Annotated in this window: 27 protein-coding genes and 2 pseudogenes; 11 read left to right on the top strand and 18 right to left on the bottom strand. The window is 37.5% G+C overall.

The features are described 5' to 3' along the window. Together K6984_RS26005 and K6984_RS26000 are read right to left on the bottom strand one after the other, a co-directional pair. The coding region (locus K6984_RS26005) for a DEAD/DEAH box helicase family protein (RefSeq protein ID WP_221898054.1) at positions 1-1842 on the bottom strand (1842 nt) is incomplete at its 3' end. A 3-nt stretch (positions 1843-1845) separates the two neighbouring features. Further along, complete coding sequence (locus tag K6984_RS26000) at positions 1846-3789, bottom strand: DNA methyltransferase (protein WP_230988296.1); 1944 nt, start codon at positions 3787-3789, stop codon at positions 1846-1848. A gap of 801 nt (positions 3790-4590) precedes the next feature. Between K6984_RS26000 and K6984_RS25995 the strand changes: the two genes are divergently transcribed. From K6984_RS25995 to K6984_RS25980, 4 genes are all read left to right on the top strand, one after another. Next, positions 4591-5112: a hypothetical protein gene (locus K6984_RS25995; RefSeq protein WP_221898053.1), complete on the top strand. Its 522-nt coding sequence runs from the start codon at positions 4591-4593 to the stop codon at positions 5110-5112. Continuing rightward, entirely contained in the window at positions 5099-5701 is a 603-nt protein-coding gene (locus K6984_RS25990; protein WP_221898052.1) for a hypothetical protein, read from the top strand. Before K6984_RS25995 ends, K6984_RS25990 begins: the two co-directional genes overlap by 14 nt. Before the next feature lie 82 nt (positions 5702-5783). Beyond that, complete coding sequence (locus tag K6984_RS25985) at positions 5784-6329, top strand: hypothetical protein (protein WP_221898051.1); 546 nt, start codon at positions 5784-5786, stop codon at positions 6327-6329. 339 nt (positions 6330-6668) lie between these two features. Next, on the top strand, positions 6669-6872 hold the full coding sequence (locus K6984_RS25980) for a hypothetical protein (RefSeq protein WP_221898050.1): 204 nt from the start codon (positions 6669-6671) through the stop codon (positions 6870-6872). On the opposite strand, the gene K6984_RS25975 is transcribed toward K6984_RS25980, so the two are convergent. The 9 genes and pseudogenes from K6984_RS25975 to K6984_RS25935 form a co-directional block, all read right to left on the bottom strand. Continuing rightward, positions 6804-7250 (bottom strand): hypothetical protein, encoded by a 447-nt coding sequence (locus K6984_RS25975; protein WP_221898049.1) that lies wholly within the window; start codon positions 7248-7250, stop codon positions 6804-6806. The two genes, K6984_RS25980 and K6984_RS25975, sit on opposite strands and share 69 nt — an antisense overlap. A 281-nt stretch (positions 7251-7531) precedes the next feature. Next, a complete protein-coding gene (locus tag K6984_RS25970) occupies positions 7532-9001 on the bottom strand; it encodes a tetratricopeptide repeat protein (RefSeq protein WP_221898048.1) in 1470 nt (489 codons plus the stop codon). A gap of 313 nt (positions 9002-9314) precedes the next feature. Then, positions 9315-9494, bottom strand: a pseudogene (locus tag K6984_RS25965) (hypothetical protein); the annotation flags it as partial. Between the two features lie 76 nt (positions 9495-9570). Next, the gene (locus K6984_RS25960; RefSeq protein WP_087870439.1) at positions 9571-9903 is read right to left on the bottom strand and encodes a hypothetical protein; all 333 of its coding nucleotides are present in this window, start codon (positions 9901-9903) and stop codon (positions 9571-9573) included. Next, entirely contained in the window at positions 9900-10553 is a 654-nt protein-coding gene (locus K6984_RS25955; RefSeq protein WP_221898047.1) for an AAA family ATPase, read from the bottom strand. Before K6984_RS25955 ends, K6984_RS25960 begins: the two co-directional genes overlap by 4 nt. Positions 10554-10951: 398 nt before the next feature. Next, the gene (locus K6984_RS25950; RefSeq protein WP_221898046.1) at positions 10952-11095 is read right to left on the bottom strand and encodes a hypothetical protein; all 144 of its coding nucleotides are present in this window, start codon (positions 11093-11095) and stop codon (positions 10952-10954) included. 16 nt (positions 11096-11111) lie between these two features. Next, positions 11112-11252: a hypothetical protein gene (locus K6984_RS25945; protein WP_221898045.1), complete on the bottom strand. Its 141-nt coding sequence runs from the start codon at positions 11250-11252 to the stop codon at positions 11112-11114. A 791-nt stretch (positions 11253-12043) separates the two neighbouring features. Then, the gene (locus K6984_RS25940) at positions 12044-12283 is read right to left on the bottom strand and encodes a hypothetical protein (protein ID WP_221898044.1); all 240 of its coding nucleotides are present in this window, start codon (positions 12281-12283) and stop codon (positions 12044-12046) included. A 217-nt stretch (positions 12284-12500) separates the two neighbouring features. After that, complete coding sequence (locus tag K6984_RS25935) at positions 12501-12716, bottom strand: hypothetical protein (protein WP_147773958.1); 216 nt, start codon at positions 12714-12716, stop codon at positions 12501-12503. Between K6984_RS25935 and K6984_RS35055 the strand changes: the two genes are divergently transcribed. Further along, positions 12673-12795, top strand: coding sequence for a hypothetical protein (locus K6984_RS35055; RefSeq protein WP_263458882.1), 123 nt, complete (start codon positions 12673-12675; stop codon positions 12793-12795). The genes K6984_RS25935 and K6984_RS35055 overlap by 44 nt on opposite strands. Before the next feature lie 81 nt (positions 12796-12876). Here K6984_RS35055 and K6984_RS25930 read toward each other — a convergent pair whose 3' ends face one another. After that, positions 12877-13464 carry a DUF5384 family protein gene (locus K6984_RS25930; protein ID WP_221898043.1) on the bottom strand — a complete coding sequence of 196 codons (588 nt, stop codon included), beginning with the start codon at positions 13462-13464 and terminating at the stop codon, positions 12877-12879. An 18-nt stretch (positions 13465-13482) separates the two neighbouring features. Then, the gene (locus K6984_RS25925) at positions 13483-13986 is read right to left on the bottom strand and encodes a hypothetical protein (RefSeq protein ID WP_221898042.1); all 504 of its coding nucleotides are present in this window, start codon (positions 13984-13986) and stop codon (positions 13483-13485) included. Between the two features lie 222 nt (positions 13987-14208). Here K6984_RS25925 and K6984_RS25920 point away from each other — a divergent pair, with 222 nt between their 5' ends. From K6984_RS25920 to K6984_RS25905, 4 genes and pseudogenes are all read left to right on the top strand, one after another. Then, positions 14209-14892, top strand: a complete 684-nt coding sequence (locus K6984_RS25920; protein WP_221898041.1) for an IS6 family transposase — start codon at positions 14209-14211, stop codon at positions 14890-14892. A gap of 180 nt (positions 14893-15072) precedes the next feature. Beyond that, a complete protein-coding gene (locus K6984_RS25915) occupies positions 15073-17613 on the top strand; it encodes an ATP synthase F0 subunit B (protein WP_221898040.1) in 2541 nt (846 codons plus the stop codon). A gap of 12 nt (positions 17614-17625) precedes the next feature. After that, positions 17626-19440 carry a DUF2357 domain-containing protein gene (locus K6984_RS25910; protein ID WP_221898039.1) on the top strand — a complete coding sequence of 605 codons (1815 nt, stop codon included), beginning with the start codon at positions 17626-17628 and terminating at the stop codon, positions 19438-19440. A gap of 220 nt (positions 19441-19660) precedes the next feature. Continuing rightward, positions 19661-20659, top strand: a pseudogene (locus tag K6984_RS25905) (IS3 family transposase); the annotation flags it as partial. 132 nt (positions 20660-20791) lie between these two features. On the opposite strand, the gene K6984_RS35050 reads toward K6984_RS25905, so the two are convergent. After that, positions 20792-20920: a hypothetical protein gene (locus tag K6984_RS35050; RefSeq protein WP_263458600.1), complete on the bottom strand. Its 129-nt coding sequence runs from the start codon at positions 20918-20920 to the stop codon at positions 20792-20794. Between K6984_RS35050 and K6984_RS25900 the strand changes: the two genes are divergently transcribed. Beyond that, the gene (locus K6984_RS25900) at positions 20898-21122 is read left to right on the top strand and encodes an IS3 family transposase (protein ID WP_221898037.1); all 225 of its coding nucleotides are present in this window, start codon (positions 20898-20900) and stop codon (positions 21120-21122) included. The genes K6984_RS35050 and K6984_RS25900 overlap by 23 nt on opposite strands. 498 nt (positions 21123-21620) lie before the next feature. Here the strand turns inward: K6984_RS25900 and K6984_RS25895 are convergent, their stop codons facing one another. The 4 genes from K6984_RS25895 to K6984_RS25880 all read right to left on the bottom strand — a co-directional run bounded on the left by K6984_RS25895 (position 21621) and on the right by K6984_RS25880 (position 24817). After that, on the bottom strand, positions 21621-22130 hold the full coding sequence (locus tag K6984_RS25895) for a hypothetical protein (protein WP_221898036.1): 510 nt from the start codon (positions 22128-22130) through the stop codon (positions 21621-21623). After that, positions 22127-23164 carry an AAA family ATPase gene (locus K6984_RS25890; RefSeq protein ID WP_087871545.1) on the bottom strand — a complete coding sequence of 346 codons (1038 nt, stop codon included), beginning with the start codon at positions 23162-23164 and terminating at the stop codon, positions 22127-22129. The genes K6984_RS25895 and K6984_RS25890 overlap by 4 nt, the downstream gene beginning before the upstream one ends. Before the next feature lie 422 nt (positions 23165-23586). Continuing rightward, complete coding sequence (locus K6984_RS25885) at positions 23587-23805, bottom strand: hypothetical protein (protein ID WP_221898035.1); 219 nt, start codon at positions 23803-23805, stop codon at positions 23587-23589. Between the two features lie 79 nt (positions 23806-23884). Then, on the bottom strand, positions 23885-24817 hold the full coding sequence (locus K6984_RS25880; RefSeq protein ID WP_221898034.1) for a hypothetical protein: 933 nt from the start codon (positions 24815-24817) through the stop codon (positions 23885-23887). A gap of 255 nt (positions 24818-25072) precedes the next feature. Between K6984_RS25880 and K6984_RS25875 the strand changes: the two genes are divergently transcribed. Further along, positions 25073-25279, top strand: coding sequence for a hypothetical protein (locus tag K6984_RS25875; RefSeq protein ID WP_221898033.1), 207 nt, complete (start codon positions 25073-25075; stop codon positions 25277-25279). Positions 25280-25284 lie beyond the last annotated feature (5 nt).

Raw genomic sequence — 25284 nt, 5'->3', positions numbered from 1 at the left:
ACTCAAGGCTTTTCTAATAACGCTAGAACCAAACGATTTTATAAAATAATCCTTTTGTTTCTTGTTGGCTTGCTTCTGTTTTTCGTCTTCAAAGACTGTTAATGATTGGGAATATCCAGATAATAAGGGGGTTTTATGTATGGTTTCAATAAACGAAGCATTTAAGCCTAATACATCTTCACGGGCGTATTTAACACGGTCATTTTTGAAAATCATTCCCGCTTTATAAAATGGTTTATCTTTAAAATCGGGCTTTAAAAATAACTTACATTCACGGCTAGTTTTTGCTTTGATACCGATTTCTTCTAACGCTGTATGTAGTTCCTGAATATAACGCGGATTGTAAGCACTATGATAATAGAGTTCTTCACATAGTTTTAAATCATGCTCTTTTTCATCATTCAGAATATCGTATTTACGTTGATAAAGTGGTTGGTCATTTTCCAATCTAAAAGGGCAATATCGCGCACCACGTCCAATTAATTGCGCTTCTGATAAAGTAGTCTTGCCAGCCTTACCTTTTTTTGCGTCTCTCGTGTCGTAAAGCCGCACAATGTCAAACAAGTTGAGAACGTCCCAGCCTTCATTGAGCTTATCAACTGCAAAAATAGCGCGGTATTCATTGTCGTTATCTTCTAGTGTGTTGACGGCTATTTGTTTTTGTTCAGATTCATCTTTAGAATTAACAGAGATACACTTATTTTCTGCAAATTCTTCCTGTAATTCTAAGGCTAGGTTTTCCAGTGTGATTCGATTAGATTGGAAATAATAAAACACCTTTTCTAAGTTACTATCTAAATTAGGATTGCTTTGAATTTTTGCTAAGTCGCTTTCTTTCAAGCCCTTTATTTTAGTCATGAACTCATCAAAGAAGGCGTTAGAATCTTTGATTTTTTTTGACTTGAACAAAATAACAGGCTTGATCATCCAGCCGTGTTTTTCAAATATTTTGCGTCTAAATTGACTTAATAGTAAGGCTTGTAATGCGCGATCAATAGGCTGAATGTCAGATTGTAAAACCTTAACTTCCTTTGAGTAACCATCCATCCTAAAGGCTTTTAACGGATAATCAAAAATAATCTTATCTCGATATTTTTCAATAATCTGTTCATTCGTTAAGTCTGCTGTAGCGGTAAATTCAAGTAAGATGTTTTGTTTATTGGCATTAAAAATCTTATTAACGGTGGATTCCCAGCTATTTAAATCAAATAATTCTGCTTGGTTTATATCTTTAGCTTTTTTGGTTTCAGCATTGATATGATGCGCTTCATCGGAAATAAGAACGATTTTTTCACTTTCAAAATCATCATAAGTGATACTGTTTTCTTGCGGTGTATTTAGGCGGGTATGCAATCCTTGAATGGTTGAAAAAACAATGTTTATATCGTCAGGGTTAGCAGCCTGAAAATTATCGACTTCCTTAATGCGTATTTGCTGGTTATTGATCTGTACTGTTTCATTAAACAGGTACTTTGAAGCAATGGCATTAAGAAAATTATCACGGGTTTTATTAATGATATTGGTACTGTTTACAAAAAACAGAAAATTACGGTAGCCCTGTTTGTATAAATAGAGCATCAATCCAGCCATAATAAGCGTTTTACCGCTACCAGTAGCCATGTGGTATAAAGCTTGTGTAGGTGTGTTTTTTGGGCGGCTTGGATAGCTTTCCATGTAATATTTGAAGCGTCCAAAGGCTTCAAATTGATAAGGGCGTAACTGAAAATTAGGATTCAGGTTACTAGCGATACAATCAGGGATATTTTTTTGATAAAAATCACTACCGCCTAAAAATTCTGCACCTGTAGTAAGCTTTTCATGAAGCAAAGGTTTATCACTCATGGATTAAACCTCACCATAAAATTGTCTATTCAGTTTTTTATCATCTTCTGAAATTTGATAATCTTCATCCTCAATTTCTGAATAATTCACATAGAGCTGGTTTTTATCCAGTATGGCAATCAATAATTGTTTTTTTTCTTCGATGGTTAAGGCTTCAAATTCATGGATATTTTCATTGATGGTTTCAGGTTTTATTTTGTAACTGATAAAATCTGTTTTTTCTATTTCTTGCCAGATTGATTTTAAGGCTTCTGTGGTATCTGCTTGTTCAATTTTATCTATGATATTGGCGTTATGTTGGATTAGTTCACAATAGGTAAAAGAGCCGCCGCCTTGCCAGTTTACTTGGCTCGAAATACCTCCTTGCTCACCCAAAATTACTTTTTTTAGGCGGTCAATGGTTGTATTCTCTACATAATCCATTTGTTCACAAGTAATGAATTTTCTATTCATTTTGTGGGCTACTGATGCTGTTGTACCACTGCCTGCAAAAAAATCTAAAATCAAATCATTTTCATTAGAGGCAATATGAATAATACGCTCAAGTAATCTTTCAGGTTTAGGGGAATCAAATGCTTTAGATTTACCAAATAAAGCATGTATTTCTTTTTTTGACTCATCAGTATGACCTACTTCTTCAGATGGCCACCAAGTCCAAGGAGCTACGCCTTCAACTTCAGATAGATAACGGATTGTGTTTGGTTGGGCATCCCCATTTTTACCAAAATAAATCCGTCCTTCACTTCGTAGTTTTTCAAAGGTAGCTTTTGCTATTCCCCAACATCTGCCCTCAGGTGGTGTGAAAACCTTCCCGCTTGGGCTGGTAACATCATAATACTGTTCTGGAGTTGCGTGACCCTCTTGAGCAGTCATTGGTATAGGTCGCCATCTACCTTTTGGATCATTATTCGGGTTCCGATATACTTTCGCTTGTTTTTCTGTAATTGGAACTAAATTTCTTTGTTGCTTGAAGCCATCAGGGGTTTTCGAATACACAAGAATATATTCATGAACATCCCCAATTGCTTCTCTATTTTCCCTTGAGTACCTTTTTTGCCAAACATTTGATGCAACAAACGCCCCTCTACCGAATATTTCATCGAGGATGATTTTAATATAATGAACTTCATTATCATCTATTGATACCCAAATACTTCCCGAAGTAGATAATAATTCTTTGGCAATTTTCAATCTATTTTTCATGAATGTAAGCCAAGTAGAATGATTAAAACTATCGTTATAACCAAAGCTATCTGAACCTGTGTTATACGGTGGGTCTATATAGATTAACTTTATTTTCCCTGCATATTGCTTTTTCAAAGAATGCAAAGCTAACAGGTTATTGCCTTTGATAATCAGGTTATCATCAAGGCTGATAGCATCTACTGTATGTTCGCCGTTTTTATCGTATTTCTTGAAATTACTTAATGCCTTGGGGGCAAGAAAGCGGTCAATTTCATCAGGTGCAAGAGTTTCATTCCAAAATATTTCTTTACGCTTTTGATCTTCTTTGGTTTGCCCACCTTCCAGTACACAATCTTTATACGGCCATGCTAAAACCACCTCTTTACTTTCGGTTAAGTACTCCTTACTTGCCGTTAAACCAATTTTATTTTTAAATGCAGTATAGCTATCAGGTAAAAATTGTTTGTTGCTAACAAAGCTTTGAAACGCCACTTTATCAAACACTAACGCCTTGCCTATTTCTTTGAAAAAATGCTTCTTAATTGACTCGTTACCAAGTAATAAAGAAATTAATCCTTCATCCATTGCAAGAGCAAGTTCTACAACCTTATTTTTTACTAACCTACCATCAATAATTAGACGTTCATCATTTTTAAGTGTACCGATCAATTCTTTTAATAAATTTTGCATACCTGTTTTTATATGTCCCTTATTTGATGGTGCTTTAGCAAGCTCTTCATGAAGAAAAGGTTTATCACTCATGGATTAAACCTCACCGTAAAATTGCTTATTCAGTTTTTTATCTTCATCTGATATTTCAATACCTTCGCCAATTTTAATTTAAGCCAAAAATGACAATCTTACACCCATATAAATCAATCGCTTATAGGCTGTAAAATTCATAAAAATGAGTGTATTTTCATTTTGGCGAAGGTATTGTTTTATTTTTAAAGTTAAAAAATACGCTGAGTAGTTACGTATTTTTAATATAAAAATCAGAAAATAGACCCCCGCTCAATGTGAGTTTTATCGTTCAATAATACTCTTCACTGTTGATACGCGCCATTTGCCACCGCGCACCTCATTGATAACCCTTTAATTCGACACAGCTAGATAAGGTCGCTTACGCTTTTAGCGAGGCCATAGGTTTGCTCCAATAATTGAAGTCAAAAAAACAAGTGTTTTTTTTACATCGCCATCAACACAGCTAATCACCGTCAACAAGACCTTATTTTTAGTAAATAGTGTTAAAAAAGGCTGTTAAAAAACATATCCCATGATATAGTTAATAAAACCCGTGTTAAAAAAGAAGGTTCTGTCGCAAAAGATACGTATTTATGTAAACCAGGCTATAAACCTGTTTTCATTCCTCTCATGAAAAAAGCATCATGCAGAAGAAAATACTATTACCTCATCGGGATAATTGAATTGATAAGCCAGGTATGATCTGGTGTTAAGGAAAATAATTACTTAAAAAATGGTACAATTTTTAGTTGAGCATGTAAACCTACTTTGGGTGAAAATCAATCCTTCCATCACTGCGTAATCCTTATACAGAATTTAATGATAAAAAAGAATATCTTAATATTGGTTTTAATAACTATTGTATTATCCGGATGCTCTAAAGATCACTTTAGAAATCGTTTTGATACTTATTACGGAAGCTATGCTAGTAACGAGAGACAAAATATCCCCACCTTAGTTTTACCAAAACTTATTGAAACTAATGATATAAATAAAAAAGTAGCCGACTATAAAAATAGAAATTACGTTGTTTTGGGGGACTCAAAATTTGATGGGGAGTGGGAGGCGAGAACAAAAGCTATTGATCTTGCCAATAAAATAGGGGCAAGTATCATTATTATCCAGTCGAAGGAAATTTCCGATATTTCTCATAGATATTCTATCTCTGTTCCTACAAGTAACACTTCATATCACTCTGGCAGTGTTTCTACAGGTATTTCTTATACAGGCACTTCAACCACGCACGGTAGTCTGGAAATTCAGGGAGAATATACCGTTAGAGAGTATAGGCAAAAAGCAGTATTTATGATCAAAGGGAAATTAGGTAATGTCACTAACTAGAAAACTGGTAGTATGTCTTGTTATGATTATTAACACGGGTTGCGCTACTTTTAGTCGTGGTTACACTCCAGAAACTGTCACGACGACTTCAAGATACACTGATTCTGATACTGTACCTCTTCAAGACATCTCGTTTTCGGTAGACTTAATAAGTGAGATAGGACGTTTTGATGCGCTAAGTAAAGAAGACATTGTAGAGGAAGTTAAAGAAAAATTGAGAGCTACAGGACTATACAAAAAAATATTATATGCGCCTTTTATAAAAAAAGAATCAAAGCATTTCTATTTTCAAATCATTATTAGCGGAACGAAAGAAGAGGAAGGCTTTTTTCTCGGTTATTTGTCAGGTCTAACAGTGATGTCAATACCCGTAATTTCTGATTACTACTCAGATATGTCGGTGTTTATTATAGAAAAAAATAATGAGGTATTTTCTGCATCAGCTTCAGAAAAAATAATTAAGATCATTTGGCTTCCTCTTATTATTTTAAGCCCCTTGTTTAATGATTACGCTATTGCTAATAAAGTGCTTGAAAAACAAGTTGATTACTTAATAAGAGAAATATCGGCAAGGCCAACTGGGGTCTAAAGCAGCCCCTATTGTCAAGACCATTTTCTCCAAATGATTAGGAAAAATATCTAACATTCTCATAAAAAACGTACCTCGCTTGGTGTGTGATAATCAAGCAGACTTTTGGGAGCATTTAGGTCGAACAGTAGCCACTTTTGGCTATCTTGAAGATGCTCTTGTAAAAGGGATTTATGTATTTGAAGTGATGACGAAATGTGACAAAAAAGTGAAAGACTTAGAGAGTTTTGAGAAGTGGTATTATGATACTCTTAATAGCAATCTACTTAAGAATATGTCACTACCATTTGGAAAGCTTGTTAAAAAATATCATAATTTAGCAAATAATAATTCTTTAATTAATAAAGATGATGTCATCAAAAAACAATTAAAATTTTTAGATGATGAGGTCGTGAAATTTAGGAATATGTTCTGTCATGCAGGTTGGAGAGTTCCTGACAAAGAAGGAAAGTCACTTCCTATTTATCTCAACAATAATGGAGAATACTTTAAAACACCAGTTGGTACTGAATTCTTACAGCAAACTCAAAAACATATTGCAGAACTTATATGCTTAGTAATGGAGATTAGTACAATACTGGATCCTGAGGGCCGATGCCTACCATCAAAACCTGGTATTGTTGAATAAAATAACGTTTATAACTGAAGTTTCCCAATTATTGAGTAGCTGAAATACACAATGCTGGTGTATCGAGGTTTATTTTAGGTGGTTTTGCCATGTTTATAGCAAACCCCTACTTAATTCCCCTTAGGCAATAGCATTTGAAACGAATGAAAAGACTATTTTTTTCATATAGTTGTAGCATAGTTTCAATTTTACCATAAATAGTTATTGGGAAACTTCAGTTTATAATACATTTGTTTTTTACTTCAATTATCAAGCAACTAAAGGAACATTCAGGCGCGCCATGCTACCTCACGAAATTCCGGGACTCCTGTCGCCATAATTCGTTCACCTACGCAGCGGATGGGAGATGCCCTGAACGCCCTGCGTCCGCAACGACTACGCACAAAAGCCGCTTCGTCATTACTACCTCACTGGCTGGACGGCTATTCGGAATGCAATTCTTGCTCCTCTCGCGTGCTGCTAGCACACGTCGAATCAGCGACGCCTCGGAATATCTTTTGTTTTCTCACCATGGCTGGCAGCGACACTTCGAAGTCCCAGTAGTTCTGTTTTACTCATGTCTTTTCTTGTTTCACTCTCGAATTTATCATGCTGTTTCTCCAGCTTTTGCTTGATTGGATTCACCTTTTCTGAAACCCAATAGCTTAAATGAGGAAGAATAAAAATATACAACGCCGTTAATGTTAATGGCATAAAGAACAAATCGAGAAAACCGGGATACGTTAAAAGATTACGTACAGACATCTCTTGCAACATATTTTTTATTCTTACGTCTGGTGTTCCTGTACCAAAAAACAATAAAGCCAACTTACCCCAATTACATAAAACCCATGAAGATATAAATGGACCAAGAATTATATCATTAATTCTTTTTCGAAAACTCATTGCCACAGAATTATAAATATCATCAAAAATTTCCATTACACTTACATTGAGCGGGTCTATTTATTCATGTAACACATTGATTTTAAATTATTTCATATAAGCCATTGAAATCTACTAAACTTATTGTAACTATTTGTTTTAAAATAAAAATATAAATCCATACCCGCTCAATGTGAGATTACATATTATTTTTCTAGTCTTTAAGAAAGCTCTTCCCACCACCTACAGCTAACACGGACGGAAAAATGTTTACTTTGCTAAAGCTCTATTTTCATCCGCAATTTTTTTATGCTATTGAGAATGAGAGATTAGTTAGATTACACTTTCTGATTGTGTGATTCTATCCAATCTCGTGATAATTTTTGGGCATTATTTATTTTCTCAATTGATAGCAATCTGCCTATCTTTTCCCTGTTAGCTATTGCCTTTCCCAAGTTGCCATTATATGCTGAAATATTAAAGTACATATATGCTTTATTATTGTCCTGAGTCCCCAGGTTTCCGTTAGCATACATCACACCTAGATTATATTGTGCTTTAGAATCCCCTTGCTCTGCTGACTTGGTAAACCATGTTTCCGCTTTCCTATAGTCTTTAGTGATTCCTTTGCCACTGCTATACATTGCCCCTAGGTTGAGTTGTGCGTTAGCATTCCCTTGCTCTGCTGACTTCGTAAACCACTTCGCTGCCTGATTATAGTCTTGAATAACCCCTTCTCCTTTGCTACACATCACCCCTAGATTGTATTGTGCGTTAGCATTTCCTTGCTCTGCTACCTTCGTAAACCACTTCACTGCCTGTTTATAGTCTTGAGCAATGCGTTCTCCTTCCAGATACATCACCCCTAGAGTGTATTGTGCGTTAGCATTCCCTTGCTCTGCTGACTTCGTCAACCACTTCTCAGCCTGCTTATAGTCTTGAGTAATGAGCTCTCCTTCCAGATACATCACCCCTAGATTATATTGTGCGTCAGCATACCCTTGCTCTGCTGACTTCGTAAACCACTTCTCAGCCTGCTTATAGTCTTGAGTAATGAGCTCTCCTTCCAGATACATCACCCCTAGATTATATTGTGCGTCAGCATACCCTTGCTCTGCTGACTTCGTAAACCACGTTTCAGCCTGCTTATAGTCCTGCTTTACAACTTGTCCTTTCAGATAAATCACCCCTAGATTATATTGCTCTTCAGCGTTCCCTTGCTCTGCTACCTTCGTAAACCACTTCTCAGCCTGCTTATAGTCTTGAGTGACGCCTTCTCCTTTGCTACACATCACTCCTAGATTATATTGTGCGTCAGCATGCCCTTGCTCTGCTGACTTGGTAAACCACTTCTCAGCCTGCTTATAGTCTTGAGTAATTAGTTCTCCCTCCAGATATATCACCCCTAGAGTGTATTGTGCGTTAGCATACTCTTGCTCTGCTGACTTGGTAAGCCAATTCATCGCCTGCGTATCGTCTTGAGTAATGAGTTCTCCTTCCAGATATATCAAACCTAGATTATATTGTGCGTTAGCATTCCCTTGCTTTGCTGACTTGGTAAACCACTTCACCGCCTGCTTATAGTCCTGTTTTACACCTTTTCCGTTTTCATACAGCACGCCTAAATTGTATTGTGCGTTAGCATTCCCTTGCTTTGCTGACTTGGTAAACCACTTCACCGCCTGCTTATAGTCCTGTTTTACACCTTTTCCGTTTTCATACAGCACGCCTAAATTGTATTGTGCGTCAGCATGCCCTTGCTCTGCTGACTTGGTAATATCATTTATATCCTCTGTCTTTTCATTCAACGACGTTCCCCTTTAATATAAAAAATGTGTAACTGCTTTCATTGGACTAGGATCTCATAACTGGTAGTGGCTCAAACCTGTAATTATATATAAATATTTCGACAAAATTCTATCTTGTTGAGCAGTAATCCGACCATGCTTTGAGCCACTACCTACTTCCCCTTCTCAAGCCATTACTTTCCTGATCGCCAGTTCACATCTGGCTTATCCGTTCAATTATCGAGATGGGGCGAGAATACTTTTTCCTGCATGGTGTTTCATCCATTCATCGCATAAAAACAGGTTACAGTTGATTTTTACACAAACATTTGTTTTTTGCGACAGAACCAGAATAACGGATAACCCAACGATTGAGCGTAGCATGATCCACTTCAACACCTCTTTCTTCCATAATTTCTTCAAGGTCGCGATACGAAACGCCATACCTGACATAAAAGAAAACAGCATAAAGAATGACATCTTTTGGAAAGTGAGTGCCTTTGAAGCTGAGCATGTGATCCACCTTTTATTGAAATTTATCGAACCAATATAAAAGTATTATAGAATAATGATTTTATGATATTGAAAAATCAATATTTATTTTCTTTTATAAGCTCTGCAATACTCGGTTTTCCAATAGATGCAAGCCACAAATCCAGCCCTTCAAGGACTAAATCATTTAATGAGTATTGCCTATCGCTGCGCTTTTTCAGGTTCACATAGTCCAGCATTTCGAAATATAGCGGCTCTGGTAAATATGTCGGCAACTGTTGACGGTTTCCTTCTGCTTTTTTGGGTCTGCCCTTCCCTCTCTTAACTGGTTCTATCACTGGTTTATTCTGCGCGGTTTCTTTTTCAGGTTCTGCCGCTGCATTCAATAATGCGTCCATACTTGCATTTTTCTTTGATGTTTTACTGCTCATGATGCCACCTTTAAGCTATTTTGTTTTTCCTCTGTTTTTACCAGCCAATCATAAATATTTTTTACTTCCTCGGCGGCTTTGTCTTTTTCGTCATATTCTCCAACCCCAAGACCAAGCCCTGCAGCGTGGCGATATACCTTGCGTTCTACGGTCGAATAAGGACAAACAAGCCCATGAGCAGCAAGCCCTAAGCGCAACTTTTCAAATTCATTACCTACTGGGGGGCAGCGTGAAACAAGAATAGTAAAAGGCTTATCAAGGCTTTTAATCATATTAGCGGCGCTTGGTATTGCCTCAAGATCAAAAACAGACGGTTGAACTGGAACAATACAAAGTGTTGCAAATCCGATAATCACATTATGCAGGGTATCGCTTGCGCCTTTAGTATCGAAAATCACTAAATCATAACCCTGTTTTTGTGCAAAACCGTAAATCTCTTTAACCTTTTCTATATCATGGGGAACAATAACGGCTTTTATATCGTCCTCGATTTCCCGTCTTTTCCACCAATTCGCGGCGGATTTTTGTTTCTCGTCCAGATCGACAAGCAAAACCTTTTTTCCAGCTCTCTCGGCGCATACCGCCATATTGGTAGAAATTGTAGACTTTCCAACCCCTCCTTTAGAACAAACTAAAAACCAAACATCCATAATAATAACCTCATTATTTTATAATTGTGTAAAACAACAATACAGGAAGATAAAAATACTACAATAGTAAAACATATAAGTATCTTCATTTTATGATATTAAAAAATAAAAATATCGTAATAGTAAAACAATATAAACAGGTGATTTATGGAACGCAAAAGCAAAGTGGTTCTGTCGTAAAAGACACGTATTTGTGTAATCCTGGTTATGAACCTGTTTTTATTCTTCGCCCAGGGGGTAAGTAACTTTTTTTATCGTATCTGGAATTTTCTATCTTGGACGCGCTTGATATTTTTTACAATTGAATACGAGTACTCTAAAAAGTATAACTCACAGTAAACATGGCGCGGCAGCTCTTCGTTAAGGCGCTTTATATCGCTTTTAAGGCACTTTAACAGCTAACCCCTACCATACATCAATCGCTGAAAATCAGGGAAACGGAGCCTAAGCGAAGTGAAGATTTTTAGTCCGCGATAGCCGTAGGGCCGTTGTTTTGTCGGAGTCTGAGCGTTAGCGAAGGTGGAGACAAAATAAAAGGCCATCCGACACGGCGTCAAGTCATTTGGAGCCTATGTTCCGACCCCTTGTTTGGGTCGGGACGAGGTGACGAGGACGAATCGGGGCCGCCGGAGGCATAAGTGGTCGCGTTAAGTTTTTGCTGCTTGCTTGGGCTGGGATGCCCAAAACAAGCTTTCGCAAAAATAGCGACTCCCCGATAAGGGGTTTTGTGGGTCTTTAAGGGGCGTAGACACCCCCAGCAAGCGATTGACTAATTGTGGGCGTGTGGTTTGTTATAGCTGTTACAGAAAGCAAAGATTAAACGGTAAACCATTTCAAAATAAAGAGTTGGCTTATTGCAACAAGCAACAGTATTCTGGGGGCTCTTTACCCTAGGAAGGAAGTAACTTTTTAAACTTCATAATAAAACGCTATTTAGTGTACAATATAATATAGATTGTACTATACCTATAATCCTTTTATAATCAAAGACTAGGGTTGCTGACATGTACAACCTATGGATATTTATACGAAATCATTACATTTACAATTTAGGGTTTTATAGTTACCCCTCTTTGACAGCCTTTCTTGGAGCTTTTTTTATTGAACATCTACGGTCAGCGGATTTTCAGAAGCATCCAGTTCAGGGAAAGCCACAGCTCTCAAGCGTTTATTCATCTCAGCTTCAAAACACACCATGTTCTGGGGCAACACGCGTATGACTTCATTTCAACTAATTATTAAACTTGAATGAAATCAATTTCTTGCTCAATTAGGATAAATTATCATGGCTGAGGGGAACCATAGATTCCCTTTGGGTTTAATTACTGCAATCTCTTAAACTGTAATATAACCAATCGCTTGTTCATCAGAGCAATTTGAGTAGACCTTTAATTTAGCAGACTCTCAGCCCCAGGGGAAAGTAACTTTTTTTAGCGTATACTCGATATATGAAGATTCCCTTATATAAGAAAATACAAGGGAACCTGACTCTAATGGGTTGAGCTATCAGCTTTACTTAAAGGCGGCATAAAATAAGCCCTCCTATTGTGCTTCACATTAAGCCCCTTTAACACTTTTTTTACAGCCATCTGGTTCGACCTGTTAGTTATTATACTCTCAGGCAGCTCATTGATTATCTCGGAGTTAGTCATTTTAATTGTTCTATTACTAAGTGCCTCACCCGTTTTGTCAGCAGTAAACTCAAACACCTCCAAAACTATATCTTTCAATGACCTATTGTCAGGATAGCCTAAGACTTCCGCACGTAGAGCCTCTTCTTCGGGCGTAAGCCACCATTGCCCCCCCCCATGTGTATAGGCATGCCAGATAAACGCCCACAAGTCTGTATAATCAAAATTAGAAACGCGTGGATAATCTAACCGACCTTTAGCAATAACGGGTAGAAATCTTCTATCCCACCTAGTACCTTTGGGTGGATATTCTCCCTCAACCGCTGAAAATCATGGAAACGGAGCTTAGCGAAGTGGTGATTTTTAGTCCCTGATAGGCGACAGGGCAATTCGCTGATTCGACGTGTGCTAGCAGCACGCGAGAGGAGCAAGAATTGCATTCCGAATAGCCGTCCAGCCAGTGAGGTAGTAATGACGAAGCGGCTTTTGTGCGTAGTCGTTGCGGACGCAGGGCGTTCAGGGCATCTCCCATCCGCTGCGTAGGTGAACGAATTATGGCGACAGGAGTCCCGGAATTTCGTGAGGTAGCATGGCGCGCCTGCTTTTATTGAAATGGAGAATTATGATAGCAGATAACGTCGGGAAGGGGGATTTATGCGACAGAACCGCATGGCGCGCCTGTGCTCTTTGATCTAATCAAAAAAGCCTTTTCGTAAGTGCTTTCCTTCTGAAATATTTCTTAATCCATCAGCTTTTGATTGAATTACATCTGCCTCAGATTTTTTCTTTTTTAATTCTATATCAATAAAATCATTAGCTCTTTTTGCTTTTGCCTTTGCAACTGATAGCTCTATACTCCGCTTCTCATCTTCGTAATCATGATTTCTATATTTATCATCTAACGATTCTTGAAACATTTTATTAGAATTATTTATTTTTGCAGTACGTTCTAAAATATTAAGATCTCTTATTTTATTCTCGTAATCTTGGTTACGTTTTTTGTCTGCAACTTTACGATCATCAAGAACCTTTTCCCTTGCTATTTTTCTATCTCTAGCAAATTTCTTACGTTTAGCTACTCGTTTAGCTACTCTTTCAGCTTTAATTCTCTTTCTCTCTGCTTCTTTAGCAATTTTCTGAAGTCTTTTTTCTTCCGCTAACTTTTTTTCTACTTTTATGTTATTTTCAACATTCTCAAAAGCACTAAGTTGATCTGACATTGAATCAGCCAAAATATTGAAACTAAATAAATAGAATACTAAAAATATTTTTAATTTCATTTTTATTGTCCTTAATAATTATGATTTTGTCGGGCAAGTTGCGTTAGGCTGTATGCGAGTATTGTTATCACTGGTTTTTACCATAATAGCTATGCCTGTTTTATACTCACATGCAAAACCAACTTGTGTAGAACTCTGTAGTGCACCATCAATTTGGTACGCCAGAGTAACTCCATCTACCATTACTTTATTATTAACAAGTGAACCTGTTGCAACTCCAGTAGCACCGCCAGCAAGACCGCCTAGTGCTGCGCCAGTATTATTACCTAAATAATTACCGGCGACTCCTCCTGCAACAGCTCCTAATAGCCCTCCTGCAACCATCGCGTGTTTCTTTTGTTTCGAATTATCAATATTAATTTTTGCAGGCATTATAGATATAATTTTTACTGACATGACTTCTTGGTTTTGGTTTAATTCAGTCGCATTATATGTATTTGCTCTTAAATCTTGTCCTGTAGCTGCACAGCCAGTTATTATGGTAATTAGTATAATAATTGACGATTTTAAGAATGTATTCATTTTTTATCTCCATGCCTTGTGAATTAAAATAAGTTAGACATAGGGCACATAGACACCTAACTATATAACTGGTTTGGTTCTGTCGCAAAAATCCAACCACTAAGGACTCAGGATTTAATTATATCCTAAACCACCCTCGCTGAAAATGGTTCTGTCGCATAAATCCCCCTTCCCGACGTTATCTGCTATCATAATTATCAATTTCAATAAAAGGTGGATCACATGCTCAGCTTCAAAGGCACTCACTTTCCAAAATATGTCATTCTTTATGCTGTTTTCTTTTATGTCAGGTATGGCGTTTCGTATCGCGACCTTGAAGAAATTATGGAAGAAAGAGGTGTTGAAGTGGATCATGCTACGCTCAATCGTTGGGTTATCCGTTATTCTCCTGCCATTGCTGTAAAAGCTAAATCTCAGAAACGAGAAACCAATAAATCGTGGCGCATGGATGAAACGTATATCCAAGTGAAGGGTCAGTGGACCTATTTATACCGAGCTGTTGATAGTCACGGGGATACGCTTGATTTCATGCTTTCTGAGCACCGTGATGAAGAGGCTGCAACCGCATTTTTCAAACAAACGATTAACAATAATGGCTTTCCTGATAAGGTCGTTATGGATAAAAGTGGCGCTAACTATGCACGATTAGCCAATATTAACCTCTTGTTAATCCTCGCTGGGTTTGCCACTATGATTGACATATTACAAGTTAAATATTTGAATAACATCATCGAACAGGATCATCGCTTTATCAAAAAAGTAACAAAACCGATGATGGGCTTTAAAGCGTTTCACTCCGCCCAAGCAACAATTGATGGAATTCAAACGGCACATATCATCCGAAAGGGGCAATTGTCTGAGGAAAGTATTCCTGCTTATAAGCAGTTTATAGCTTTAGCAGGATAGTTATGCCTGAAGACCAGGAGGTCTGTGCTTTTGATAATTATTGCGACAGAACCCTTAAATCACAGTATCGTTTGTGATACATAGCTTACGGGGATTATGTTCGTCGACCGCTATTAGCACGCTACGAACCTGCCTATGAACTAAGATAGCGGGTGTAAATTTTAATATATGGAATATCAAATGAGTAATGAAATAGAAGAACGTGAACTGATTGTTAAAATAAATCATGCTTCTTATAGCATGAAGGCTGGAACCGTTGATATTTTATTTGTATCCTCCGATAATGGTAAGCATATTGAGCTACCTTCAAGAGAAGAATTCCCGACTAAAGGGGTTTTTATTAGTAGTGAATTTGAAAATATAAGCCGTCAATTCAAAGAAGAAGAACTGTTTTACCTACAAGAATGGACTAGAGATGATGGTAAAGTAGATGAGCTTCATTCTGGGGTATTACCTCCCGGGGATCATATTCATTGGGCTAAAGGTACGGCCGTTAAAAAAAAGGACCCTCTTTCATTTATTCCTATCTTTGATGGAAAATTACCAAATATTTCTACAGGGGAAGTTGATATTAACGGGCTACCTGTTAATAAACCTTTTTTTATCCGAGATCATCAGGAAATTTATGGACCTTTTACTGCAAATGCACGTCAAGCAGATGAAACAATAAAAGCGAGCCCTTTTCCACAAACGGTTCTCAATATTAAAAATAATTTTATCTTAAAAATTAGTGAAACACTATTAGATAGAGCCTCTATTATAGCAACAACACCTAGTCAACAATATATTAAATCATTGAGGATGCTACCAGATATTTCCGCAGAAAATAGAGATGTGGAAGCGGTCGATTTTATTTCCGACGAGAAACTTGTTGCTTTTTTCTCTAAACTTAAATTTGGTAAAAAAACTATTTTAAGTAAAAAAGAAACGGAAAAATTAAAGACAGGAGTTTCTGTTGCAATTAAAACAGGGGATCTTAACAAGGAGGATAATCGTGTTATTAGGATTAAAGAGGTTTTAGATGCTTATCTAACTGAAGTTGACTTTGGCAATGACCTAATTAATGAGTATTTTACCACGAGTATAGGCAAATCTTTTTTAGAAACTTACCTGAAAGAGAACAATGGATCAGACATAAGACCTGTTTCAGAGTCAAAAGAAACCAAGCAAGTAATTGATGCGCAAGAAGAGCAATTGCGACAATTAAAAAGCCAAGTTCTATCTCAACAGGAGCGGGTTGAAAAGGCAAAAATAGATGCGAACAAAAAAGTAGAAGAAGCAAAAAAGCAAGCTATTACCGAAATAGATGATATTCAGAAAAAGTCTAAAGAAGAGCTCGAAAAAGCAAGTCAGGAAGCTTTAGGTGAACTGCAAAGTGATATTATTAAACTAGAAAGTGAAAGAGATAATATAACTAAAACTATTAAAGATTACTATCAAGAACATGCAGAAATTAAAAATTTGGAAGATGTAAAAGACGAAAAAAAATATTTAGAAAGGCAGTCAAATGAATTTCAAAAAGCTGTTGATACTCAAAAAGACCTCCTTAATCGACCTGGAGAACTTAGTGGGAAAATGGCTGAAGTCAAAATAGTATTAGATATGCTTCAAGGGCATTCACTAGATAAACGTGAAGAGAACTACCCTTTTAGAGCTCCAAATATTGCAACGATAATGCCAGATCAAGCCGACCAATATATTCAAACCCTAGTTGAGTTTTTTGATGCGGAAGACCATTCAATCACTTTTGATGAAGTTGCTAATTTATTAATTAATATTCAACAATCTTTTCTTACTGTACTTTCTGGTCTACCAGGTACAGGAAAAACATCCTCCATCATGCGCCTAAGTGCTGCTCAGCATTTAAGTAGTAATTCTGGTTGCTTTCTAAATGTCCCCGTTGCTAGAGGTTGGGTTTCATCGCGTGATTTTGTGGGGTTTAATAATTCCTTAAAAGGTGTTTTTCAACCCGCAAAAACAGGTATTTATCAATTCTTAAGGCAGGGTGAACAGAAAGACTCAGGCTCATATAAATTTTTACGCATGATCTTATTAGATGAGGCAAATTTAAGCCCCATTGAGCATTATTGGTCTGAATTTTTAGCCATGAGCGATAAAGAAGGGCGTGACCGCCCTTTGGATACAGGTATTAGTGGTGATAAACGCTATCTTCCTGTTGCTAAAAACATCCGCTTTATCGCAACGATTAATAATGATAATACAACGGAACCACTTTCACCTCGAATATGTGATCGAGTACCTGTAATTTCAATGGGCTCTCTTTATATTGAAAGTTCAAGTGAACAAATTGCATCATTATCTCTTGATGGTGCTATTGGCTATGACTTATTAGAACAATGGTTTGGTATTTCTGATAATAGTGATTTTTCTACACCGTCACTTATCGAGACATTTTGCGAAAAAATGCAAGAAAAAGAAGCCGGGTTAGGAGCTGAAATACATATAAGTCCACGAAAGAAAAATGCCATGACAGCATATTGTGAAAAAGCAGAAAAGTATATTAACCCTACGCTTGCCATTGACTTTGCACTATCACAACATGCTTTACCATTGATTAATGGACATGGACAAGACTTTAGAAAACGATTAGAGGGCTTGGAGTCATGGGCAAAAAGTAATAATTTGGTACGCACTGCCAATTTGCTACAGGATATATTAAAAGCAGGTGAAATGTATGTAGATAGTTATAGCTTTTTTTAATAGGGATTTTCAGTGGAACTTATTATAAAAGTGTTGAAAGGGAAACGACAAGGGAAAAGTATTTTTTTACAGCCAGAAAGTGGCTATAAAAAAGACACTTCTTTGCCTTATTTGTTAGAAACGGATGCAATATCTTTACATTTAAACTCTCAAGAGTCCTATTCAGCAGTTGAATTATTAATGGATGATAGTGAGTATTTATTTCATGAATCTAATGTTAATCCGCCTGATTTTAATTATACCTTAATGCCTAAATCGGTTGCTTATGGTAATTATGAAGCATTATTTTATAACTATTTTGGCGTCGCTAATATTGTATTAAAATTAACAAAGAGTAGTGGTGAAACTCAGCTTATTTCTTTTGGGAATATAGAAATATTAGCCCGAAAATTAACAGCAAAACAAGCTACGTTTATGGTGGATTTTATTCTGCAAGAAAGTGAAGGTGATTTGTACAGTTGTTTAAGTGCTACACGCTTTAGTGCAAACTACCACGATGGTGGTGAAACACCCCAAGCTATTTTTAATAAACTAGTAACAACAATTAAAACACTTGAGAATATCTTACCTTCGATTATTAACCGCCCCATTACGCGGATATCAAGTGAAACACGCACGCAAAATGGCCATCAAGTCAGTGATGTTGATGAACAAGGCTTAGCATGGTTGAATGAAAATATCTCAGTACTCGAAGAAACCGATGATACTGAACGAGCCCACCTACATTATGATAATACTTATTATTTAGCTCAAGAAATACAAACCTCCGTCATCATTGAACATACAGATATAGATGAAAATAGGGCGATTTATGGTTTTCTACTTGAATTGAAGCGTATTGTTAATAAGCTAGAAACGGAAGCACCTAAGCCGCTAAAAAAACAAGTCAACCAGGATGAAGAGGGTTATCGTAGTTTTTTTTCGGTGATGGGGAAATGGCTGTCTAAAGTAAATGGGGTGGAAATTAATCAACTTAGCGATTGCAAGCAACGGATTTCGCGTTTAATTCATTCCTTCAATAAGCAGATTCCTGTTGCTTTTCCTAATAAAGGTTTGCCTGTCCTATCTCAAAAAGCAAAAGCTAATCGTTTTTATACGACTATTTTCAGGAGCATAATGGAGTGGTATTACTTTAATAAAATTGATTGGAGAGCCCAAGAAATGCTCTTTGCAATCAAAGATATTCCAAAGTTATTTGAATATTATACGATATTAAAAGTGCGTGCAGACTTGAGTTTAATTTGTGATTTAAATGCTAAGCTTCAGGAGAATTCAAGTAGTATTTTACAAGCATATTATCGAGAAATTTTGGTTGAACTATATTATGAACCTGATTATTGGATGGTCGGACATAAGAATGCATTCGATCAAAAATACCTGAATACGGAAATAAGAACTTTTGAACAAACATCAAGTGGAAAAGGATTTAAAGCATCAAACCATGAAAACCGAAGAAGAGCGCCTGATATTGTGATTGAATTAACACCGCCATCTGGAGAAAGTATTTTATTGGTTTTAGATGCTAAGTACTCAAAAATGGAAACAGCTTATAAAGAACGATTACCTGAGTGTGCAATGAAGTATGTTCATGGCATACATGGCGTCAATGGCACATCTCCCGTTAAGGCTATGATACTAATAAGTCCTACACAAGCTACAAAGGCTTCTTTAGCTGATATGCACGTATCACCTTATGGTTTGTTTGATGATAAAACGGTTACTCCTGTATTGGGAGTGCAAGGTGTACAGTTAAATGATCAGCATATAGAAAACAATGATTTTACTTTACGGCATACACTCGAGAATTTGTTAGATTTAATGGTTTAAAGGTAAAAATCAAGAAATAACCTAAGTTGAAAAAAAGAATTTATAAGACTCTTAGTTTAGGTTAATAAGGGGTTCTTGGCCGAGCGTAAGGATTCGTACAGGTTCTGTCGCAAAAATTATCAAAAGCGCAGACTATGAAATCCCCCAGCAAATCCAGACAAGAAATCAAAGCAATCTTATTCCAAATTAGTTACTATTTGTAAAAAATTGGAGTATTAAAATGAGCAGAAAAAGAACGGTCTACAGTGCTGAATTTAAAAGCAAGTTGGTATTAGAAGTTTTAAAGAATGAAAAAACACTGCAAGAAATTGCCAGTGCAAATAACATCATACCTAAGAACCTACAAAACTGGAAAAAAATATTCTTAGACAATGCAGAAATAGCAATGGAGCCCTCCAAAGCCGTTAAAGATTACAAAGAGGATCTATTAGCAGCTCAAGAACAAAATGAGATGCTCACAAAAATCGTAGGAAAAATGACGGTTGAAAAGGAGTGGCTCGAAAAAAAGCTAAAAAGCTTGGACTCATCTGATAGAAAACAGTTGATTGAGCCCAAGCTTAACACTCTACCTCTAACACAGCAGTGTGCATTATTAGGATTAAATAGAAGCAATCTCTATTACAAAAAAAGAGAAAATAAAAAGAAAGAAGAGATCAAAACTCAGATTAATCACATTTTTAAAGACATCCCTATTTATGGTGCGGCTAAAGTACACCAGCAGTTGCTTGAGGATGGTTTTAAAGTCAGTTTAAACACGGTGGCGAGTTATCGGCAGCAGATGGGCTTGAAAGCCGTATTAGCGGTAAAACAAGTCAATACAACGATCCCCATAAAAGAACATAAAAAATATACTTATAAGCTTAGAGATCTTGATATATCACACGCTAACCAAGTTTGGAGCACAGATATAACCTATATTAAAACCAAAGAAGGGATGGTTTATTTAGCGGCGATTATTGATTGGCACTCAAAAGCAGTGCTCGCCCATAAAATATCAAACACAATGGATTCTTTTTTAGTTATGGATCTATTAGATGAAGCGCTTTCTCTCTACGGAACACCTGAAATTTTTAATACGGATCAAGGCAGTCAATACACCAGTGAAATTCATACCCAACGACTAAAAAACAAAGGCATCACTATTTCTATGGATGGAAAAGGACGAGCAACGGATAATATTTGTATTGAACGGTTTTGGCGAACGCTGAAAATCAGGGAAACGTAGCCTAAGCGAAGTGATGATTTTTAGTCCGCGATAGCCGTAGGGCCGTTATTTTGTCGGAGTCTGAGCGTTAGCGAAGGTGGAGACAAAATAAAAGGCCATCCGACACGGCGTCAAGTCATTTGGAGCCTATGTTCCGACCCCTTGTTGGGTCGGGACGAGGTGACGAGGACGAATCGGGGCCGCCGGAGGCATTAGTGGTCGCGTTAAGTTTTTGCCGCTTGCTTGGGCTGGGATGCCCAAAACAAGCTTTCGCAAAAATAGCGACTCCCCGCGTGCAAAATGTGAGTGTATTTATTTAAATGAATATGGTTCAATTAGAGCGTTAATAGAAGATGTTGATGACTATATTGAGTTTTATAATCATCAACGGTTTCATGAAACCCTGGACTATAAAAAACCAATGAATGTATATAGAGAAAGTATTTTAGCTAATGAACAGCAGAATGAAGCGGCTTAGGAATATGGAATAAGGATTGTTGAAAAATCTGTCTTGACTCTTTGGGGTGCTATAGTTCAAGAAAAAAAGCTCCAAGAAAGGCTGTCAAAGAGGGGTAACTATAAAACCCTAAATTGTAAATGTAATTATTTCGTATAAATATCCATAGGTTGTACATGACAGCAACCCTAGTCTTTGATTATAAAAGGATTATAGGTATAGTACAATCTATATTATATTGTACACTAAATAGCGTTTTATTATGAAGTTTAAAAAGTTACTTCCTCCCTAGGGTAAAGAGTCCCCAGAATACTGTTGCTTGTTGCAATAAGCCAACCCTTTATTTTGGAATGGTTTACCGTTTAATCTTTGCTTTCTGTAACAGCTATAACAAACCACAAAACCACCAGGCGCGCCATGCTGCAGATTCGACCCACTACCAAAAACAGGTTACAGTTGATTTTAACACAAATATTTGTTTTTGCGACAGAACCCAATAAAACCCTCTAATCACTTAGCTTAAGACCCTAAGCGTGTAATAGGCCAAGATGAGAAGTTCTTATTCCATTGATCCAGATTAACGATCATAGCTGATTTAACGATGCTATGCTGCCAATTAGGCCCATCCTCACCTTCTGGCAATTGTCTTCTTAGTTCTTCCATTAGCCTTGGAATTAGTGGGCTTTCCAGGGTCACTAGACAAATATAGATAATAGGTTTTTCTAGTTTATTTTCAGCCCAGCGATATAAAAAGGTATCACGATATTTTTGTACGAGGTCTTTTATTAAGGATCCTGATAAGGCTTTTTCTTCAAATTCTATTTTTCTTTCTGCTGAAGCGCCAGAGTGGCTAGGATCTTTAATTTCTACAAAAAAATACACATTTGGTTGCTCAACAATAAAATCAACACCTTTCATGCAGTGTGATAAGCCATGATAATTCGGTGCACTGCTATTTTTCTCATCAAATTTAAAGACATCAATGACATCTCCAAAATCAAATTCTAATTCACCTTCTGTAAATTTCACTCACTTACACCCTTCATTGATCGCTCTATTTCTCTGTTCACTAAATCGAAAAAAGTTTCATCAATGGTATTAGGACTAATTTTTAAATAGTGCTTCGTAGTTCTTAAGGTAATATTTTGCGTCTCTTTATCTCGCGCCAAGGCATGATAGCTTATCTGATCATCCACTTGAGTTTGTAAGTCAAACTCTTTTAATATGACATAATCATGGGTTGATAAGAAAATTTGTACACCTAGCCGCTTTAATTCTATCAATATTGAAACGACGGTGCGCATTAAGAGGGGGTTAAGGTTGGTTTCTGGCTCATCCCAGCAAAGTATGGCTCCTTTTAATAAAGTGCCATTTTGTATCAACACCCAAAGTAGTGCGAGTTTACGAATACCTTCAGCCAATAAAGTAAACTCTAATTCACCTTGTTTGTTTTTTAAAAAGAACTCTTCATTCTTACTAATAACCTTACCTTCCATCGCTTCTTGCAATAAACTTAATAGTTTTTTCCGGTCTTTATCTGCGGGGCCTTTTAAGCTGCTAAGAAAAACACGATCAATAATATCGGCATACACCTCTTCAAAATGAATGTGCCGCTGAGCATACAGCGACCTAAACCCAGGCGCATTTGCCATCATGTCTTTTACAGGGATATATACGGATTCTAACGGTGATTCCATCCAACGTTTATGTGCTCCTGATAAGCTCGCTTTATCACTTGTTGTGGTATGACTAGAAAGCGACAGTCTCATTTTTATATCTTCCCTTTCACTCACCTCCCTAGTCCACTCTATGAACCCCTTATTACTACTCGGTGACCGCTTAACTAAGCGGCCTATTTGATTTTTTGACGGCAAAAAAACTGTATTAATTTTTTCTGCTAATTTTTTCTCGCTTCGTGTTACATCACTAGCGGCATAAATTAATTTCAATAGGTGTGTTTTTCCTGTGCCATTTGCACCCACAAAGATATTAATACCTGATGAAAAATCAACCTCTAACTTTTCAAATGCTGTGAATCTTTCTAATTTTAGTAATTTATACATAATATTTTGGTTCTGTCGCAAAAGTTTATCGTGCGCATAAAAACCGGTCATAACCGGTCTTTATGCGCACGATAAACTTTTGCGACAGAACCGAAAATGTCATACACCCATTGAGTAATGTCAGTAAAGTAACAGTGCTACAAATTTTATAACGCTTTTGCATAATTTGTTTAGTGCGTATTTTAAAAGTGGCAACAATACCACATTTAGACCATGTCCCCAAGTCATAGAAACAGGAGAGATCACAAAATTTCCCTTTTCTCAAATTTTCATTACACCGACACAAGAAGAGTATCTACAGCATCAGTGTTCCCCTATCTGATTCACCCTCGGAACTAATTTAGCAACAAGCGCATTGATAAAGCTACTCAGCGACTTTCCTGTCATTATTGCGTTTTGAACAGCCCGAATAGTATATGAGCTTATACGTGCGATTCTTTCATTAAAAATAATGGATTCACAAATCCTCCCCTTTTTTTGGCTGCTTGCTGTCTTTTCTCAAGATCTTCCGCTGTCAGCCCCGGACGGGCTGATAGTCTCCAGAAGGCGCAGGGAAATTTGCCAATCCGAAGTGCGCGATAGCGCGCGAGGGAGGCTAAAATTTTATCCCGAATAGCCGTAGAGCCATTTGTGGTAGCCATGACTGAGCTGCTTTGTGCTCAGTCTGTGGCGGACGCAGGGCGGCTGGAGCATCTCCTATTCGCTGCGTAGGTGAACGAATTACGGCGACAGGAGTCCCGGAATTTCGTGAGGTAGCATGGAGCGCCTGTTACTTTTACTGTTATTGAATGCTTTCTCAATCGTCCAGCGCTTGAAGTACAGCATGGCAATCGTTCCAGGGCTGATTGACCCAGGTAAGGTCGTTATAAAGCGGTGAAGTTTTTTTGTTTCGGGATCGCGATAATTGACAATGCTAAACCTGATACCGTTGTTTTCATAAGTGCTGTAACTTTCAATCCCCGTGTTAAGTTCATGGCTGGTATCGAAATGAATTGATTCAACAAAAGTGGCGACTGAATTCTCCTTTAAAACTGAAATCATCAAATTCCCGTGCTCTATTTGGTTATTCCAGAAAGCATAATCAGTGACCGCTTTATCATAGACGTAGAGGCACTTTTGGGTGCTGTTTTTTGTTCTGTTTTCTCTCTTGAGTTCGTCGCGCAGCACGGGGATTTCCTGATGCCGCCGGGTTCCATTTGTAATAAGCGAAAAAGGTCTGAGCAAACCATTTCTGAGATTTAAAGTGTAGATAAACCCTGCTGCGTAGACTTTTCCATTCCTTCCTTTTTCTGTATGACAGGCATGATCAATAAAGTGCCCATCAGCCGCCAATACGGTATAGTCATTCAGTTCAGGAAATGACTTTAGATAATCAATACCGTGCGATGACAGAGTTTCACTGTAAATGTCATAGCTTTGTTGTTCAACAGCTTCGAGCATTCTCACTCGTCTAGGTGACTTGAGTGATTTAAAATAGGTTGAAAGAGGGCATTGCTCCTCATGAACCTCTTCTGCTGCCTGTAAAAAATGGCGACCACTATCCACCAAACTGATGCAACGTAACATCCCAAGACGAATAAAGCCAATATCGTTTAGTCCTGGGCATGCTCGCTTCCACAAAGGGTAACGTTCTGCTGATACGGCATTGTCCATGCTCTTATTGCAGTGATCAAAAATATGGGAGTAGGACAAGATAATCGCATACCGCCTCTAAAATAAGGCATACTCTCTAAGTTTCTTAGCTATTGTTGCTTTCAATGGAAACACTGTAGTTATGCCTCAGGCGCGCCATGCTACCTCACTAAATTCCGGGACTCCTGTCGCCGTAATTCGTTCACCTACGCAGCGAATAGGAGATGCTCCAGCCGCCCTGCGTCCGCCACAGACTGAGCACAAAGCAGCTCAGTCATGGCTACCACAAATGGCTCTACGGCTATTCGGGATAAAATTTTAGCCTCCCTCGCGCGCTATCGCGCACTTCGGATTGGCAAATTTCCCTGCGCCTTCTGGAGACTATCAGCCCGTCCGGGGCTGACAGCGGAAGAGCAGGCTGTTTACATTTTTAATAATACTTGCGACAGAACCATCTTGAAGTCGTTGGGTATAGAGGAGTAAGCTTA

Source organism: Bathymodiolus japonicus methanotrophic gill symbiont, assembly GCF_019721995.1.
Taxonomy (GTDB): Bacteria; Pseudomonadota; Gammaproteobacteria; order Methylococcales; family Methylomonadaceae; genus Methyloprofundus.
The sequence above is the reverse complement of the archived record's forward strand: the minus strand, read 5'-3'. Positions and strand labels throughout refer to the sequence as shown.

Excerpts from the sequence above, each read along its gene's own strand:
- K6984_RS25995 (WP_221898053.1), top strand. The coding sequence starts at position 4,591 with ATGATAAAAAAGAATATCTTAATATTGGTTTTAATAACTATTGTATTA.
- K6984_RS25915 (WP_221898040.1), top strand. The coding sequence starts at position 15,073 with ATGAGTAATGAAATAGAAGAACGTGAACTGATTGTTAAAATAAATCAT.
- K6984_RS25875 (WP_221898033.1), top strand. The coding sequence starts at position 25,073 with ATGGCTACCACAAATGGCTCTACGGCTATTCGGGATAAAATTTTAGCC.
- K6984_RS25925 (WP_221898042.1), bottom strand. The coding sequence starts at position 13,986 with ATGAATACATTCTTAAAATCGTCAATTATTATACTAATTACCATAATA.
- K6984_RS25960 (WP_087870439.1), bottom strand. The coding sequence starts at position 9,903 with ATGAGCAGTAAAACATCAAAGAAAAATGCAAGTATGGACGCATTATTG.
- K6984_RS25980 (WP_221898050.1), top strand. The coding sequence starts at position 6,669 with ATGGGAGATGCCCTGAACGCCCTGCGTCCGCAACGACTACGCACAAAA.
- K6984_RS25930 (WP_221898043.1), bottom strand. The coding sequence starts at position 13,464 with ATGAAATTAAAAATATTTTTAGTATTCTATTTATTTAGTTTCAATATT.
- K6984_RS25890 (WP_087871545.1), bottom strand. The coding sequence starts at position 23,164 with ATGTATAAATTACTAAAATTAGAAAGATTCACAGCATTTGAAAAGTTA.
- K6984_RS25920 (WP_221898041.1), top strand. The coding sequence starts at position 14,209 with ATGCTCAGCTTCAAAGGCACTCACTTTCCAAAATATGTCATTCTTTAT.
- K6984_RS25975 (WP_221898049.1), bottom strand. The coding sequence starts at position 7,250 with ATGGAAATTTTTGATGATATTTATAATTCTGTGGCAATGAGTTTTCGA.
- K6984_RS25935 (WP_147773958.1), bottom strand. The coding sequence starts at position 12,716 with ATGGGAGATGCCCTGAACGCCCTGCGTCCGCAACGACTACGCACAAAA.
- K6984_RS25880 (WP_221898034.1), bottom strand. The coding sequence starts at position 24,817 with ATGGACAATGCCGTATCAGCAGAACGTTACCCTTTGTGGAAGCGAGCA.
- K6984_RS26000 (WP_230988296.1), bottom strand. The coding sequence starts at position 3,789 with ATGAGTGATAAACCTTTTCTTCATGAAGAGCTTGCTAAAGCACCATCA.
- K6984_RS25900 (WP_221898037.1), top strand. The coding sequence starts at position 20,898 with ATGCCCAAAACAAGCTTTCGCAAAAATAGCGACTCCCCGCGTGCAAAA.
- K6984_RS25885 (WP_221898035.1), bottom strand. The coding sequence starts at position 23,805 with ATGGCTACCACAAATGGCTCTACGGCTATTCGGGATAAAATTTTAGCC.
- K6984_RS25990 (WP_221898052.1), top strand. The coding sequence starts at position 5,099 with ATGTCACTAACTAGAAAACTGGTAGTATGTCTTGTTATGATTATTAAC.
- K6984_RS25950 (WP_221898046.1), bottom strand. The coding sequence starts at position 11,095 with ATGGCCTTTTATTTTGTCTCCACCTTCGCTAACGCTCAGACTCCGACA.
- K6984_RS25955 (WP_221898047.1), bottom strand. The coding sequence starts at position 10,553 with ATGGATGTTTGGTTTTTAGTTTGTTCTAAAGGAGGGGTTGGAAAGTCT.